This is a genomic window from Paenibacillus sp. FSL R7-0312 (assembly GCF_038004445.1).
Classification (GTDB): Bacteria; Bacillota; Bacilli; order Paenibacillales; family Paenibacillaceae; genus Paenibacillus_AQ.
The window spans coordinates 487,015-503,335 of the sequence record NZ_JBBORE010000001.1; the positions used below are offsets into that span (position 1 = coordinate 487,015).

The 16,321-nt window shown below is 52.6% G+C and carries 10 protein-coding genes; 3 read left to right on the plus strand and 7 right to left on the minus strand.

Annotated features, from left to right (window positions below; all coding sequences use genetic code 11):
* Positions 1-66: 66 nt before the first annotated feature.
* The 4 genes from MKX70_RS02080 to MKX70_RS02095 all read right to left on the minus strand — a co-directional run bounded on the left by MKX70_RS02080 (position 67) and on the right by MKX70_RS02095 (position 8,547).
* Positions 67-303 carry a hypothetical protein gene (locus MKX70_RS02080; RefSeq protein ID WP_340839473.1) on the minus strand — a complete coding sequence of 79 codons (237 nt, stop codon included), beginning with the start codon at positions 301-303 and terminating at the stop codon, positions 67-69.
* A gap of 8 nt (positions 304-311) precedes the next feature.
* On the minus strand, positions 312-881 hold the full coding sequence (locus MKX70_RS02085; RefSeq protein WP_042232498.1) for an SF0329 family protein: 570 nt from the start codon (positions 879-881) through the stop codon (positions 312-314).
* A gap of 377 nt (positions 882-1,258) precedes the next feature.
* Positions 1,259-7,252 carry a fibronectin type III domain-containing protein gene (locus tag MKX70_RS02090; protein WP_340839474.1) on the minus strand — a complete coding sequence of 1,998 codons (5,994 nt, stop codon included), beginning with the start codon at positions 7,250-7,252 and terminating at the stop codon, positions 1,259-1,261.
* A gap of 305 nt (positions 7,253-7,557) precedes the next feature.
* Positions 7,558-8,547, minus strand: a complete 990-nt coding sequence (locus tag MKX70_RS02095) for a tRNA dihydrouridine synthase (RefSeq protein WP_042232496.1) — start codon at positions 8,545-8,547, stop codon at positions 7,558-7,560.
* Between the two features lie 339 nt (positions 8,548-8,886).
* Between MKX70_RS02095 and MKX70_RS02100 the strand changes: the two genes are divergently transcribed.
* The 3 genes from MKX70_RS02100 (at position 8,887) to MKX70_RS02110 (ending at position 12,925) form a co-directional block, all read left to right on the plus strand.
* A complete protein-coding gene (locus tag MKX70_RS02100) occupies positions 8,887-10,185 on the plus strand; it encodes an MFS transporter (protein WP_340839475.1) in 1,299 nt (432 codons plus the stop codon).
* A 204-nt stretch (positions 10,186-10,389) separates the two neighbouring features.
* The gene (locus MKX70_RS02105) at positions 10,390-12,054 is read left to right on the plus strand and encodes a cellulase family glycosylhydrolase (protein ID WP_340839476.1); all 1,665 of its coding nucleotides are present in this window, start codon (positions 10,390-10,392) and stop codon (positions 12,052-12,054) included.
* An 82-nt stretch (positions 12,055-12,136) separates the two neighbouring features.
* A complete protein-coding gene (locus tag MKX70_RS02110; RefSeq protein WP_340839477.1) occupies positions 12,137-12,925 on the plus strand; it encodes a nucleotidyltransferase domain-containing protein in 789 nt (262 codons plus the stop codon).
* 67 nt (positions 12,926-12,992) lie between these two features.
* On the opposite strand, the gene MKX70_RS02115 is transcribed toward MKX70_RS02110, so the two are convergent.
* The 3 genes from MKX70_RS02115 to MKX70_RS02125 are packed head-to-tail and all read right to left on the minus strand — an operon-like array spanning position 12,993 to position 16,317.
* Positions 12,993-14,006 (minus strand): Gfo/Idh/MocA family protein, encoded by a 1,014-nt coding sequence (locus MKX70_RS02115; RefSeq protein WP_340839478.1) that lies wholly within the window; start codon positions 14,004-14,006, stop codon positions 12,993-12,995.
* Entirely contained in the window at positions 14,003-15,196 is a 1,194-nt protein-coding gene (locus MKX70_RS02120) for a radical SAM/SPASM domain-containing protein (protein WP_340839479.1), read from the minus strand. The genes MKX70_RS02115 and MKX70_RS02120 overlap by 4 nt, the downstream gene beginning before the upstream one ends.
* Entirely contained in the window at positions 15,196-16,317 is a 1,122-nt protein-coding gene (locus tag MKX70_RS02125) for a UDP-glucuronosyltransferase (protein ID WP_340839480.1), read from the minus strand. Before MKX70_RS02125 ends, MKX70_RS02120 begins: the two co-directional genes overlap by 1 nt.
* Positions 16,318-16,321 lie beyond the last annotated feature (4 nt).

The window sequence follows — 16,321 nt, forward strand, 5'->3', positions numbered from 1 at the left end:
TGGAATTGTTCTTTGGCGGAACGTTTCCCAGTATACAGTTGGCGCTTTTTTCATTCAAACCTCAAATTAATTCATTACAGGAATGGCTCCTTTATTTAATTTACCGGTTTCGCCCATTGGGCGAACCACAGGTATATTGTATTGTCGTTTGTGAAAATAATTCCATAACTGATGAACTTTAACGGGTTGCCTCCATAACGAAATAGCTCCACTGACATTCGCCGTCAGTGGAGCTATCCAAGCCGATATTCCATGGAATACCGTTCCTATCGCATTACATTCTCTTATGGTTGCCTGCAACATATTGCGCCTCACAACGCCCCCCGCCGCAGCTCATAGAAATACTGCACAGCCGGATGCTTCAGCTCCATTATCTCCGCCATACCCACGATCCGCTTTTTCCCGACCCGTCTGTCCACCAGCGCCAGAATATTGAGTACCATATCATTACTCTCCAGGCTCTCCTCAATAGGAGTCGTCAGGAACTTATTCGCCACCACGATGAAATTCGATTTAGTGAGAGCAGTCTGCGCTGACATTAGCTCTTTGGCGTGTTCTGTACTTTTTCGGCTTCTAGCCATTACGATCAGGCGATCCTCCGGCACTGGCCCCTTGGCAGCTTGTCTGACTGCTTCAATGTCGTCCTCGCTGACAGGAATCTGGAGATGCGGATCATTCTTAATCTCCAGCTCTGTCTGATACCACCTGATCCTGTTCGTTTTATCGCCCATGTTGAGTACGTTCTTTTTATCCACCGAGATGTAACAGATCCCTGATTTATCCGCAAAATAACGGTAACCCGGTGCGCGGTATTCTACCCTTCCCTCTAACGCAGGACTGAGAAAACCCTCCAGTTGTTGCTTCAATTTGCTCCAGGACATGTGATTCCACCTTCCATAACCAACAAGAGGAACGGCTCTTGGCTTGTCCCTTCCTATTCATCCGATCCTGATTGTCATTGCAATTACTCAGATGTTCCGCAAGATTGTCTTCATGCAGGCGATACAGATAGATTCTTCCCGCTTTAAGCTCGTAACGATAAACCTTTTCACTTAATTCAGGGGAATCCGCTATCACTTGCATTACCAAGATGAGAAACATAACTCATAATATCATAGTTATTGACTCTTTTTCATCCAAGCCCCTCCGCCCGTATCGATCCCCTTATATTCCACGTTATTTTTCCCACCAAAAGAAAAGGGTAATCCGTTTATGTCTCTTAGGACATCAAAGGATTACCCCCGCTTTTGAAAGGATACTAAATTAATCCCGACTCCTGAAGAAGCCGCTCCACAATCGCTGCCACCTCAGCTCTAGTCATGTAGTCTTTCGGTGCAACCTCTGTGCTGCTTCTTCCCGAGACAATGCCAGCCTGTATGGTGTCAGCAATACTGCTCCGTGCCCAATTGGAAACCTCCGCCGTATCAGCATAAGGAAGAAGTGCTGCTTCTACGGATGGATTAGATAGCTTCGCTTTTAGATTCGTGATCATCATCGCTTTGGCGATAATCACCATCGCCTGTTCACGGGTAATGTTGTCGTTCGGACGGAAGGTTCCATCTTCAAACCCGTCGATCAAGTGATACGTCTTAGCTGTATTTATAGCATTGTTGAACCAATCTGCAGCCTTCACGTCCGAGAAGACACTCACACCATTCTCCAACTTGAGCCCCAATCCACGAACGATGATCGCTGCAAATTCAGCACGTGTAACATCCTGTTCAGGATTGAACATGCTGTTTCCTGTGCCCTCAATCACCATTCTTGACCCCATATCGTTGACAGCAGCTTTTGCCCAGTGGTCCGAGACATCACTAAATTCAAGCGGATGCCAGACAATCGAATAGGTACTATTCGTCAAGCTGTTTACCTTGGCGTAATATTTACCGTCGCTTGTAACTATCTTAGTGGGTACATGACGAACTGTTCCGTCCGGTTCAATTACAACTCCTGTCGTAATCTTGTTAGGATCGATCCCTTCCGGAATAGCGATAGTTCGTTCTACATAAACATTAAATTTAGATACTTCAACGGTTGTACCAGAACTTGTTGCTCTCACTGTAAAATCAATGGGTGGTGCTACCAAAGTAAACGATCCATTTGCCGCCGCATCCGCTACTTTTTTCATACTTTCTGCTGTCGGCACAGCAATTTCAATCTGAATGGTGATATCCTGCAAGGCAACTGCCTTACCAAATTGATTGGAGATCGAGTCAATATTAATTTGCTGTGCTGGCAGGACGTACGTTGCCCGATCCGTTTTCATCTCTAATACAGCCTGTTTATTTTCCATATTTTTAACCATTTGACCATTCAGTTCACCAACGACTATATCGGACTTCGCATTAACTGGAATGGTTACAATCGCATTTTGGCCTTCAGAGGCAAGCTTGTCGTCCAACTTTTTCTGGTCAATGGCAACTGTTGTCACCGTTTGATCATCCCGGTTGCTTGTTGTTGCCGTTCCCGCATTTTCCACCTTACCATTAACGAGAACATCAACGCCTGTTCCGGCCTGTGGTGTTGGTGCCGGTGTTGGTGCCGGTGTTGGTGCCGGTGTTGGTGCCGGTGTTGGTGCCGGTGTTGGTATAGTTACAGGTTCTGGAGGTGCCGTTGGGATAACAGCATTAGATGCACCAGAGGATACACTGCTGCCCGCTCCATTAATCGCCTTCACCGTAAATGTATAACTTATTCCATTCGTTAAGCCTGTCATTGTAACCGGACTTGCAGTTCCGCCCATAACTACGTTTCCTGGTGAAGCTGTCACTTCGTATCCTGTAATTGCCATTCCACCATTATCGGTTGGGGCTGTAAAGCTAATCACGGCCTGCCCGTTTCCAGCAGCTGCTGAAACATTCGCCGGGGCTGCTGGAACCGTAGCTGAAGTTACACTTACCGTGTTCGAACTTCCCGCGTTCGCTCCACCTGTCACCACCAGCCGGAAGTCGTAACTCATTGCCGGACTTAATCCCGTCACAGTTGCTGTTCCAGCATTCGCTGCAATGGCTCCCGTCGTCGCTGTGGTCCAGCTATTCGCTCCCGCAGGAGACTGCTGAATGATCACACTTGTCGCTCCGCTTGCTGCCGTCCAGCCAAACGTTGCACTCGTGCTTGTCTTCGCTGTGCTTGCAAAGTCGGTGATTGGCGCTGCGTCAGTCGTTGCATTTGCCGTGTTCGAGTTCCCCGCGTTCGCCCCGCCTGTCACCACCAGCCGGAAATCATAGCTCATTGCCGGACTTAATCCCGTCACGGTTGCTGTTCCAGCATTCGCTGCAATGGCACCCGTCGTCGCTGTGGTCCAGGTATTCGCACCGGCTGGCGACTGCTGAATGATTACACCTGTTGCTCCGCTTGCTGCCGTCCAGCCAAACGTTGCGCTCGTGCTTGTCTTCGCTGTGCTTGCAAAGTCGGTGATTGGTTCGGCATCAGTTGTCACACTTGCTGTGTTCGAGTTCCCCGCGTTCGCTCCGCCTGTCACCACCAGCCGGAAGTCGTAGCTCATTGCCGGACTTAATCCCGTCACGGTCGCTGTTCCAGCATTCGCTGCAATGGCACCCGTCGTCGCTGTGGTCCAGGTATTCGCTCCGGCTGGCGACTGCTGAATGATCACACTTGTCGCTCCGCTTGCTGCCGTCCAGCCAAACGTTGCGCTCGTGCTTGTCTTCGCTGTGCTTGCAAAGTCGGTGATTGGCGCTGCGTCAGTTGTTGCATTTGCCGTGTTTGAGTTCCCCGCGTTCGCTCCGCCTGTCACCACCAGCCGGAAGTCATAGCTCATTGCCGGGCTTAATCCCGTCACGGTCGCTGTTCCAGCATTCGCTGCAATGGCTCCCGTCGTCGCTGTGGTCCAGCTATTCGCTCCCGCAGGAGACTGCTGAATGATTACACCTGTTGCTCCGCTTGCTGCCGTCCAGTCAAACGTTGCGCTCGTGCTTGTCTTCGCTGTGCTTGCAAAGTCTGTAATTGGCGCTGCGTCAGTTGTTGCATTTACCGTGTTCGAGTTCCCCGCGCTCGCCCCGCCTGTCACCACCAGCCGGAAGTCATAACTCATTGCCGGGCTTAATCCCGTCACGGTCGCTGTTCCAGCATTCGCTGCAATGGCACCCGTCGTCGCTGTGGTCCAGGTATTCGCTCCGGCTGGCGACTGCTGAATGATTACACCTGTCGCTCCGCTTGCTGCCGTCCAGCCAAACGTTGCGCTCGTGCTTGTCTTCGCTGTGCTTGCAAAGTCGGTGATTGGTTCGGCGTCAGTTGTCTCACTTACCGTGTTCGAACTCCCCGCGTTCGCTCCGCCTGTCACCACCAGCCGGAAGTCGTAACTCATTGCCGGACTTAATCCCGTCACAGTTGCTGTTCCAGCATTCGCTGCAATGACTCCCGTCGTCGCTGTGGCCCAGGTATTCGCTCCCGCAGGAGACTGCTGAATGATTACACCTGTTGCTCCGCTTGCTGCCGTCCAGCCGAACGTTGCGCTCGTGCTCGTCTTCGCTGTGCTTGCAAAGTTGGTGATTGGCGCTGCGTCAGTCGTTGCATTTGCCGTGTTCGAGTTCCCCGCATTCGCCCCGCCGGACACCACCAGCCGGAAGTCGTAGCTCATTGCCGGACTTAATCCTGTCACAGTTGCTGTTCCAGCATTCGCTGCAATGACTCCCGTCGTCGCTGTGGTCCAGCTATTCGCTCCCGCAGGCGACTGCTGAATGACAACACCTGTCGCTCCGCTTGCTGCCGTCCAGCCGAACGTTGCGCTCGTGCTTGTCTTCGCTGTGCTTGCAAAGTCGGTGATTGGTTCGGCGTCAGTTGTCACACTTGCTGTGTTCGAGTTGCCCGCGTTCGCTCCGCCTGTCACCACCAGCCGGAAGTCGTAACTCATTGCCGGACTTAATCCCGTCACGGTTGCTGTTCCAGCATTCGCTGCAATGGCTCCCGTCGTCGCTGTGGCCCAGGTATTCGCTCCCGCAGGAGACTGCTGAATGATTACACCTGTCGCTCCACTTGCTGCCGTCCAGCCAAACGTTGCGCTCGTGCTTGTCTTCGCTGTGCTTGCAAAGTCGGTAATTGGTTCGGCGTCAGTTGTCACACTTGCTGTGTTCGAGTTGCCCGCGTTCGCTCCGCCGGTGACTACCAATCGGAAGTCATAGTCCGTTGCTATGGTGAGTCCCGTCACGTTTGCTGTTCCAGCATTCGCTGCAATGGCACCCGTCGTCGCTGTGGCCCAGGTATTTGCTCCGGCTGGCGACTGCTGAATGATCACACTTGTCGCTCCAGTTGCTGCCGTCCAGTCAAACGTTGCACTCGTGCTTGTCTTCGCTGTGCTTGCAAAGTCGGTGATTGGTTCGGCGTCAGTTGTCACACTTACCGTGTTCGAGTTCCCCGCGTTCGCTCCGCCTGTGACTACCAATCGGAAGTCATAGTCCGTTGCTATGGTGAGTCCCGTCACAGTTGCTGTTCCAGCATTCGCTGCAATGACTCCCGTCGTCGCTGTGGTCCAGCTATTCGCTCCCGCAGGCGACTGCTGAATGATTACACCTGTTGCTCCGCTTGCTTCCGTCCAGCCAAACGTTGCGCTCGTGCTTGTCTTCGCTGTGCTTGCAAAGTCGGTGATTGGCGCTGCGTCAGTCGTTGCATTTACCGTATTCGAGTTCCCCGCGTTCGCCCCGCCTGTCACCACCAGCCGGAAGTCGTAGCTCATTGCCGGACTTAATCCCGTCACGGTCGCTGTTCCAGCATTCGCTGCAATGGCTCCCGTCGTCGCTGTTGTCCAGGTATTCGCTCCGGCTGGCGACTGCTGAATGATTACACCTGTTGCTCCGCTTGCTGCCGTCCAGCCAAACGTTGCGCTCGTGCTTGTCTTCGCTGTGCTTGCAAAGTCGGTGATTGGTTCGGCGTCAGTTGTCACACTTGCTGTGTTCGAGTTGCCCGCGTTCGCTCCGCCTGTGACTACCAATCGGAAGTCATAGTCCGTTGCTATGGTGAGTCCCGTCACGGTCGCTGTTCCAGCATTCGCTGCAATGGCACCCGTCGTCGCTGTGGCCCAGGTATTTGCTCCGGCTGGCGACTGCTGAATGATTACACTTGTCGCTCCACTTGCTGCCGTCCAGTCAAACGTTGCACTCGTGCTTGTCTTCGCTGTGCTTGCAAAGTCGGTAATTGGCGCTGCGTCAGTTGTTGCATTTACCGTGTTCGAGTTCCCCGCGCTCGCCCCGCCTGTCACCACCAGCCGGAAGTCGTAGCTCATTGCCGGACTTAATCCCGTCACGGTCGCTGTTCCAGCATTCGCTGCAATGGCACCCGTCGTCGCTGTGGTCCAGGTATTCGCTCCGGCTGGCGACTGCTGAATGATCACACCTGTCGCTCCGCTTGCTGCCGTCCAGTCAAACGTTGCGCTCGTGCTTGTCTTCGCTGTGCTTGCAAAGTCGGTAATTGGCGCTGCGTCAGTTGTTGCATTTGCCGTGTTTGAGTTCCCCGCGTTCGCTCCGCCTGTCACCACCAGCCGGAAGTCGTAGCTCATTGCCGGACTTAATCCCGTCACGGTTGCTGTTCCAGCATTCGCTGCAATGGCTCCCGTCGTCGCTGTGGTCCAGCTATTCGCTCCCGCAGGAGACTGCTGAATGATTACACCTGTCGCTCCACTTGCTGCCGTCCAGTCAAACGTTGCGCTCGTGCTTGTCTTCGCTGTGCTTGCAAAGTCGGTGATTGGCAAAGGGACAACTGCGTCGTCAATCACAATATTATTTATCCCGTGCCAGCTTGGCGCACTTGAATACAGATAGACTGTGTCTACGTTATCAAAATCTTCATTCAGTGAGACATTCTTGGATACAAATCCATCCATCATCTCATCTGTTTGAAATGAAGCGTTTGCAACTATAATTCCGTCGCGGTATCCAACCACGTCAATTGTAATCGGAACCGCCTCACCATAATTTGCATAAAGGAAATCATTGATCTGAAACTCTGCTCCGTCTGCTGACCTTATCCCCATTCCCTTCCAGCCATTATTAGTTAGGTCCATATCATAGCTTGAAAGTGCATCGAAAAAGTCACCCGCATACGAATCTCCATGTACTAATGTCTTTGAAATTAATGTACCGTTAGTATCGCTGATATTAAAAAATTGTAAAGTAAGGTTAGGAATATTAAACGAACCTCCATCGCCATCCTCAGCAATGCCGTCGTCCCACACGCCTGCGTTAGTTTCAGTCGCGTTAAAAGTCACCGTTGATGAAGCCGTTGCGGATATAACCCCCATCATTTGAAAATTAGTGAGTCCTCCTGATAGAATGAGCATACAAAGGAGCAACATCAATGTCTTTTTTATTAATCTCATAGTATTAATAGATATCCGTCCTTTCATAGTTAGCTAAGACTAAGGTTTCGACATAAAGCTGCTTGTTCCTTTAAATTTTCCTTAAATATTTGGATATTTTTAACGCTAAGTCGGCTCACTTATGTGATAAAAACAGACAATTCTGTGAAAAAGCAAAAAGAGCCAGAGCTGCTACAGCTCTGACTCGATCATTTAACTATTTAAGAATTAAGGCTTGGATACGTAGCAGCTTAATCCCCAAGTCCCTCCGTCCCATCCTGTTCCTTACTCGCAAACTCATCCAGCAGCGCACGCACTTCACTGGTAGACTTGGTGTTCATTAAGTTATTTCTTAATTCACTTGCCCCGCGGAAGCCGCGGACATAAATCTTGAAGAATCGCTGCAGCGGGCTGAATGAACGTGGCTTCTGCCCCGAATATTCATCATAGAGATCCAGATGCAGCCGCAGCAGATCAAGCAATTCCTCACTGCTATGTTCCTTCGGCTCCTGCTCGAACGCAAACGGATTCTGAAAAATCCCGCGCCCGATCATAATCCCGTCCACACCGTACTCTTCCGCGAGCCTCAGGCCGGTCTGCCGGTCGGGGATATCCCCGTTAATCGTCAGCAGGGTATGCGGTGCGATCTCATCACGAAGCTTCTTAATCTCCGGAATCAGCTCCCAGTGGGCATCCACCTTGCTCATTTCCTCCCTGGTGCGCAGATGAATCGACAGATTGACAATGTCCTGCTGCAGGATATGGGTTAACCAGCCGCGCCATTCGCCCAGGTCAGTGAACCCGAGCCTGGTCTTCACACTGACGGGCAGTCCTCCGGCTTTGGCCGCCTGGATAATCTCCGCTGCGAGCTCGGGACGGCAGATCAGGCCGCTTCCCTTCCCGTTCTCGGCTACATTGGCTACAGGACAACCCATGTTAATATCGATGCCCTTGAAGCCTTCCTCGGCCATGCCGATGCTCATCTGGCGGAAGTATTCCGGCTTATCCCCCCAGATATGAGCGACAATCGGCTGTTCATCCTCTGTATACGTCAGACGCCCGCGCACCGCATGATGCCCCTCCGGGTGACAATAGCTCTCTGAATTCGCAAACTCCGTGAAGAACACATCCGGTCTGCCCGCTTCACTGACGACATGACGAAACACAACATCCGTCACATCCTCCATAGGTGCAAGTATAAAAAAGGGGCGTGGTAATTCACGCCAGAAATTATTCGTCATGTTAATAACCTCTCTATGCTTATCAGGACAAATCTTTATCCTTAGTAGTAGTAAAACTAAACCAAATTATATCATAACCCCGTGAGAAACATACTTACCCTTAAAATTGGCAATTGTATAGTTATTTCCCCGATTCCATATGGTAAAATAAAGAAGAATTTACTTTGGGGTGAATTCAACTTCAGGCTTCAAGAAGGAGAATGAATATGAGAATATGCAGTGACAACGCTCCGTGCAAAGTCTGAACCGGACGAAACTGCACGGAGCGGATTGAGTTCGTCCGTTCGGCTTTGCACTTTCATTGAATCGTTAAGAATTCATTGAAAGAGGAGCAGAGTCATGATAACAAAATTCAAAATGAACCTCAGGGAGCTTCGTACTTTCCTGATTTTATGGATTACACAGTCATTCTCGGCACTGGGCAGTGCAATGACCGCCTTTGCCCTGGTGATCTGGTCTTATCAGCAGCATGGATCGGCTCTGACCAGCGCTCTGTTGGTTATCTGTTCCTACGCACCTTATGTCCTGCTGAGTATCTTCGCAGGTGCACTGAGCGACCGGTGGAACAAGAAGGCTACGATGCTGATCAGTGACAGCTTTGCGGCACTTTGTACCGTTACGGTCCTTATACTGATGACAATGGGTAAACTCCAGATCTGGCATCTGTATCTGATCAATACCTTGACTGGCGTGATGAACACTGTACAGCAGCCGGCGTCGGATGTAGCCATCAGCCTGCTGGTTCCGCAGCAACACTACCAGAAGGTTAGCGGAATGCGGTCCTTTTCCAATTCGCTGGTTACCATATTGACGCCTATACTTGCCACTTCAATACTTTCCTTTACCAGTATCCGGGTTGTGATCCTGTTTGATCTGATTACCTTTGCCACAGCGTTCACGGTATTGCTATGCTGTGTCCATATCCCGCAGGTTCCACAGCGGAGCAGCACCGATAGCGAGACCTTATTGCAATCAGCTTCAAGCGGCCTGCGGTATCTCAGGGATAACCGGGGAATTCTGGATTTGATCCTTTTTTTGGCCTTGATCAATTTCACCGCCTCCATTTTCAATGCTGCCCTGCCCGCAATGATGCTCTCACGGACGGGTGGCGGAGAGCTGGCGCTGGGGATGGTCAACACCGTTACAGGGATAGCCCTGATGATTGGGAGTATTTCGGTTGCTATCCTGCCGCCGCCCAGAAGCCGGGTTCGAGTCATTTGTAATTGCCTGCTTTTTTCCATGAGCACCGAGAATTTCTTCCTTGCCTTTGGCAGAAGCACGCCTATGTGGTGTTTGGGTGCAATCCTCGGATGGATATTCATTCCTGTTATGAACGCAAATATGGATGTGCTGTTCCGCTCCACAATTCCTATTGAGATGCAGGGACGTGTCTATTCGGCAAGGAATACCTTACAGTTTTTCACCATTCCTTTGGGATATCTGTGCGGGGGTGTTCTGGTAGACAGGGTGTTTGAACCCTTTATGGCAGTACAGCCGCTAGGCAGCCTGTGGGTTGCACTGGTCGGAACAGGCAAAGGCTCCGGAGCAGCTTTGCTATTCCTTGCAATCGGAATTTTCGGTGCATGTTCTTGTCTGCCGTTCCGGGCAGACAAACATATCTGGAGGCTGGAAGAATAGCTTCTTCTCCCCAAACTGCAATCAGCACAGGGCAGCCGTAGAGCTGCCCTGTGCTTTTCTATATCACCATATTCCAATCGCACTCACATTAACATAATGTTTCCAATTATTCATAATTCATCCTTATTCAGACGAATACGTTAACATCTTGATCGTATGCTATAACGTCTGACCTCACTGAAACCACTAAGAGGAGGAAAATGAATGTCGTTTGGGTTACGGAAACTCAGTGTATGGTTTGTAGCTTTGGTAATGCTGGCAAGTGCTTATGCGTATCCGGGTCATGAAGTGCAGGCTGAGGGTGCAACAGGCTATTACCACACCTCAGGCAACTCAATCGTGGATTCCGCCGGGAATCCGGCCGTATTCAACGGCCTCAACTGGTTCGGCTTCGAAACTGCGAACTACTCTCCGCATGGGCTGTGGTCCCGTTCCATGGATGATGTACTCAACCAGATCAAGACGGAAGGCTATAACCTGATCCGGCTGCCCTACTGCAACCAGATGTTCGATTCAGGCTCTGCAGCCAATAGTATCGATTATGCCAAGAATCCTGATCTGGCCGGTCTTACGCCGGTGCAGATTATGGATAAACTGATTGAGAAAGCCGGGCAGCGCGGCATCCGGATTTTCCTGGACCGGCACCGGCCGGACTCCGGTGGACAATCGACGCTGTGGTACACTGCGGCCTATCCCGAAACCCGCTGGATCAGTGACTGGGTGATGCTGGCCCAGCGCTACGCGGGTAACCCTACCGTCATTGGAGCCGATCTGCATAACGAACCGCATGGTACGGCAAGCTGGGGAACAGGTAATCTGTCCACAGACTGGCGGCTGGCCAGTCAACGGGCAGGCAATGCGATTCTCGCCGCGAATCCGAACTGGCTCATTATTGTCGAAGGCATTGAGACCAACGTTCAGGGCAACTCCAGCAGCTATTGGTGGGGAGGGAATCTGACAGGCGTGCGTAATTACCCTGTCACGCTTACTGTACCGGACCGGGTGGTCTATTCCCCGCATGATTATGGTCCCGGCGTTTCCCCACAGACCTGGTTCAGTGCTGCCGACTTCCCCAATAATCTGCCGAAGCTGTGGGACGATACCTGGGGATACATCAGCAAGGAACAAATCGCTCCCATCCTTGCAGGGGAATTCGGCGGACGCAGCGTGGATACTCTCTCAGTGGAAGGGAAATGGCAGAATGCGCTTGTAAGCTACATCGGCCAGAATAATCTCTACTGGACGTACTGGAGTCTTAATCCGAACAGCGGAGATACCGGCGGGCTGCTGCTGGATGATTGGACCTCCTGGAATGCGCCGAAGCAGGCTATGCTGGACCTTATTATGAAACCGGTCACCTTCACCCCTATTGGTGATCCAGGTGGACCTGGGGAAGGACCCGGGCAGGGCGACCCTCAAGCAAGCCTGCTCTACCGTGCCGGTGAGACGGGGACAGCCGTGGGCTCAATCCGGGCGAGCCTGCAGCTGAAGAACGAGTCCGGTACCTCTATTCCGCTGAATGAGCTTACAATACGTTATTGGTACAATCGAGATGGAAGCGCTACACAGACCCTGGAATTGGATTATGCAGTCATCGGCAAAGAAAACCTGCTGACGCAAATCGTCCCCTTGGCTACACCGCGGACAGGTGCGGATACTTATGCGGAGATCGGGTTTACGGCAGGTGCAGGCTCACTCGCAGCTTCCGGCACAACCGGAGATATCCAGTTTCGCATTCACAACTCGAATTGGTCGAATCTCAATCAGGCCAATGACTACTCATTCCAGCCCGCCATCATCAGCTACGCCGCGAATGACCGCATCACGATCTATCATCAAGGCCAGCTGATTTATGGAATTGAACCCTAAATGTCTGAATTGACCATAGCTGGTGAGCCGTCTAATGGTTACGCTTAATGTGCAGGAGCACGTTAAGGGAGGATGAAAGAAGATGTATGCGCACCATAGACAGACGCTGGCGAAGCTGGTGGAGAAGCAGGAGAAGGAGCCTTCCTGTCTGGCGGTAATCACCAGTGGTTCAGTAGCCCAGGGAACCGCCAAGGAGACCTCGGATGTGGATGTTCACCTGTTATTCACCGATGAAGCCTACGCAGAGTATGAACGTAAGAATAGGCTGTCCTACGTGGACCGGGAAGTCAGTACCTATGAAGGCGGATACGCCGATATCAAGGTGATCAACCTCCGGTTCCTGGAGCTTGCCGCGGGGCGGGGCAACGAGCCGACAAGGTATGCTTTTACCGGTTCAAGCGTTCTATTCTCCAGAATCCCGGAGCTGGGTGAACTGGTCGCCCGAATTGCGCTCTACCCTGAAGAGAGCCGGGAACGCAATCTGCGGGACTATTGCGCCCAGATCTTCCTGTACGCTTTCTATTTCGCCAAAGAAGCGGCCCGTAAGAACGACGCCTACCTGCTCGCTCACACAGCCAGCAACCTGGTCTTCTTCAGCGGGCGAATGATCCTGGCTTATAACCGCATGCTCTTTCCAAGCCACAAGGGGCTGCTGGATGCCGTTGATGCTGCAGAAGCTAAGCCGAAGGACTTCCGTAAGCTCGCTGCAGAACTGCTGCAGTCGCCCGGAGCAGATAAGAGTATGCGCTTCGCCGCGAAGGTGCTGGCTTTCTATAATCATAGACTTACCTTCGAGCAGGCGTTGGGGATTTATGTGATCAACAACGAGCGCTCCTGGTTAGAGCAGCCCCCTTCCTTGCAGGACCGTTAACAACAAACAGCGACTCTCCGTTGATGGGGAATCGCTGTTTTGACTTTTGGGTTATTGGAAGATTGCTTCATAGACAGACCCGGCGCTGCTGCGCCTCGGCCATGATTAGGGATTGCAGGTGTATCCGTTCCCATGTAGCTTCCAGCTGCTCTGCCCTTTGCCCGCTCATGATTTCCGCGAAGGCATTCAACTGGCTGACATAGTAGTTCATTGGCTCGAATTCACACAGGGTGCTGCGGTTGTCCGGCAGATCATGGCGTATTTTAATTTTGTAGAAGCCTTTGACCGGCCGGAAGAAATCCGGGACCGTCAGCACCGTATGTTCGAAATACAGCGTATGCGAAGCCCGGAAAGGCAGCTCGAAGGAAGTGAGGCACTCGGCTTCCAGACCGTTCGTATATTGCAGCGCCGCCTGAAAGGTCCAATCACAGCCCTCCGGCCCGTCAAAAGCCGACTGCGCCCGGATCTCTCTGGGCTGAAGACCAACAAGGGTCTGCAGAAAATGCAGCCAATAGCAGCCCAGATCGGCAAAAGCGCCGCCGCCTTTCGCCTTAACACTGCGGTAATTCCCGGCATATCTGTCCCTGGCAGGTACGGATATTCTAGTACTGATCCTGTGGAGCGGACCGAATTGCCCGGAATCGACAATGGATTTCAAAGCCTGCTGCCAGGGGTGGAAGGCTATCATCAGACCTTCGGCGAGCTTCGGGGAGGCGGAGCTTCCCCGTACCAGCTGCAATCGTTCAGCTTCTTCGGGATGTAAGCATATCGGCTTCTCTACCAATACATGCTTCCCCGCCTCCAATGCCCGGACTGCCCATTCTGCATGAAGGTCATTGCTGAGTGCAATATATACCCCATCCAGATCACCAAGCTCCAGCAGCTCCTCCAGACTGCCCGCCACATAAGGAATCTGGTAAGCATCCGCCAGAGTCACTGCCTTTTCCCGTGTCCGGTTGGCAATTGCGGCTATCCGCACCTTCTCCACAACCCGCGCAGGCTCCAGCATGGCAGGTACAGCAATTTTCGAGGCACCCAGGATACCGAGCCTATAGGCAGGTGAATCACACCCGTTCTTCATACATGTGTCAGGGCAGCATAGGTATTCAGGTACAGCACATTGCATTTGGAGCAGGCCGGCGACAAGCCTTCATCCAGAATCCGCCGCAGCCTGTCATAGCGGGCTGAATTCCATATTTCCGTCAGCGGTTGCTCCTTCACATTGCCAATGGCCAGCTCGCCAAAAAATTTGCACGCACTCACCATCCCGTTCGGAGCAATATCCACCCTAGTACTGAGCGCCAGACATTTCGACGTACTGCGGGAGAGCATCGGCTTGCCGGCCACAAAATCCTCGATTTCATCAAAGTCGAGCCCCGGCTGGTAACGTATTCGGGTATTCTGCCAAGTGTTGCTGTTGATCCGTTTCAGGTCTTCGGTCAGCCTGGTGACATTCTCCGGCTTGATATGGTATTTGAAGGCATGCCAGCTGCTCCGGTGATCCGGCGGAAGCTCCGCCAGCCACTGGAAATGTTCATCGTAGAAGCGGTCCATTTCAAGGCTCGTGTCCGCAGAGATATACCACGGGAAGCAGAGCAGTACCAGGTCGACGCCCTTGTGCTCAAAAAACTCCACCAGCTCATACAATCGGCCGATCATATTGTCATTAATTACATTGTGCACAGAGATCCGGCCGCGGAAGCGGCCTTGCCTGCGCAGCTCGAGCAGCCGTTCGACGCTGTCGATCACCTTCTGAAAGGAGCCTTTGCCGCGCAGCAAATCATGCTCCTCCTCGAACCCCTCGATCGGAATCAGCAGCTCCAGGTTGTCAGAGATTGCACACAGCTCCTCTTCATACTTAGGAATCAGATAGGCATTGGTACAGATCGTGGTGTCCCGGGGATGCTGTTGCAGGAGCTCCAGAATCTGCTTGGTATTCCGGTGAAACAGCGGCTCGCCGCCCCATAAATACAGGCGGGACTGCGCTTCATCCGTCTCCTCGAGCAGCCTCCGGATCATCTCCACATCCATATCGAGATTCTGCTCGGCAGTGTCCATATCATGATGATAGCCGGATTCATTCCACTGGTAGCAATGCTTGCAGCGGAGATTACAGCGGTTGGTCAGCTTCAGCGACATAATCTCCGGCATCACCGTCCGGAAGCCGGGATCATGCTTGCGTTCCCTGTGCGGGACCACGACATTCTTAATCGTACGTTTCAGAGCCTCAAAGGACTTGGCGTCCAGGCTCACTCTACTGGTAGGCTGCATTAGCTTCTCCCTTCTGCTGCGGATAGCTGCTCCGCATAGCTTACCGCATAATCCGGATAACGGCCCCTGGCTGACTGGAGGTTGTCCGCCAGCTTCCGCAGCGCCTCACGCTCAAAGCCCATCTCGGCCCACTCCCCGTAACGGATGCCGTACCCAAGCTCTACCCACAGATCGCTGTTAATCTTCTCATGCGGTCCGAAGGGGTCCAGCAGCACCAGCGGAGTGCCCGAAGCCAGGGAATCAATCAGGGCGCCGCCTCCCGGCTTGCTGATGACTGCGGATGCCTGCCGGATGACGCCATACATCCCGTCCTCGTAGTTATGGCAGGGCGGAAAGTGGTCTGCCTGGCTGACAGTTACCCCGGCAAAAGGCGGGAAGGTATACTGCCCGCTGCTGTCACGCTTCCAGGTCCGCCACTCCGGATCGTTCATATAATAACGTCTACCATGAACGGCCTCTCCAATCTCCTGAGTACTGTACGCGGCAATATCCAGTTCATACCCTGCCGACTCCAGGCTATCAAACTTCTCGCGGAAGGTGCCAATTCCCCAGCCGCCGCCGTGAACAACCAGTCTCCCGTTCCTGGCCGAAGCGGGCAGTGCTTCCGCGAGTCCGGCATCTATGCTGCACAGAATTTCGCATTTTGCGGGATCATACATGCTTACTTCGCGGTAGCCTTCCGCGTAACCGGGGTTCAGCCTGCGGAGGTTCTTCCATGACGGCGAAAGATCGGCGTCAATATAGAGCAGGTCAGCCTCCACAGGAAAGCCGGCCAGTTCACGGTACCGGTCCATGACATGAACCCAGTGCCCGGATAATACAATGAAGCGCTGCCGTTCTTGCTGCTTCCATTGCTGTAATAAATGTTCCACGGCCGCAGCATCCAGGCTGCCCCGGATATCTCCCGGTATTTTCTGCGAGGTCAAGGCGACGGCGAAGCTCTGCTGGTACGCTTTGCGGCTGTTGTCTGTCTGCTGTTTTTTGCTGTCGGACATGAGTGTTTCAAATACCTCAATCTCCGCCTGGATGCCAAGTGCGGTAAGTCTCCGTTCCAGAAGCAGGCCGGGGACATAGAAGCCCAGACCGAAACCAGAGCATAGAATCGTCACGGTGTTATTCATTGGA

What these genes read in the sequence shown, in the direction of transcription:
- MKX70_RS02090 (WP_340839474.1), bottom strand. Translation starts at nt 7,252, where the DNA reads ATGATGGGGGTTATATCCGCAACGGCTTCATCAACGGTGACTTTTAAC.
- MKX70_RS02110 (WP_340839477.1), top strand. Translation starts at nt 12,137, where the DNA reads ATGTATGCGCACCATAGACAGACGCTGGCGAAGCTGGTGGAGAAGCAG.
- MKX70_RS02080 (WP_340839473.1), bottom strand. Translation starts at nt 303, where the DNA reads ATGTTGCAGGCAACCATAAGAGAATGTAATGCGATAGGAACGGTATTC.
- MKX70_RS02085 (WP_042232498.1), bottom strand. Translation starts at nt 881, where the DNA reads ATGTCCTGGAGCAAATTGAAGCAACAACTGGAGGGTTTTCTCAGTCCT.
- MKX70_RS02105 (WP_340839476.1), top strand. Translation starts at nt 10,390, where the DNA reads ATGTCGTTTGGGTTACGGAAACTCAGTGTATGGTTTGTAGCTTTGGTA.
- MKX70_RS02125 (WP_340839480.1), bottom strand. Translation starts at nt 16,317, where the DNA reads ATGAATAACACCGTGACGATTCTATGCTCTGGTTTCGGTCTGGGCTTC.
- MKX70_RS02100 (WP_340839475.1), top strand. Translation starts at nt 8,887, where the DNA reads ATGATAACAAAATTCAAAATGAACCTCAGGGAGCTTCGTACTTTCCTG.
- MKX70_RS02095 (WP_042232496.1), bottom strand. Translation starts at nt 8,547, where the DNA reads ATGACGAATAATTTCTGGCGTGAATTACCACGCCCCTTTTTTATACTT.
- MKX70_RS02115 (WP_340839478.1), bottom strand. Translation starts at nt 14,006, where the DNA reads ATGAAGAACGGGTGTGATTCACCTGCCTATAGGCTCGGTATCCTGGGT.
- MKX70_RS02120 (WP_340839479.1), bottom strand. Translation starts at nt 15,196, where the DNA reads ATGCAGCCTACCAGTAGAGTGAGCCTGGACGCCAAGTCCTTTGAGGCT.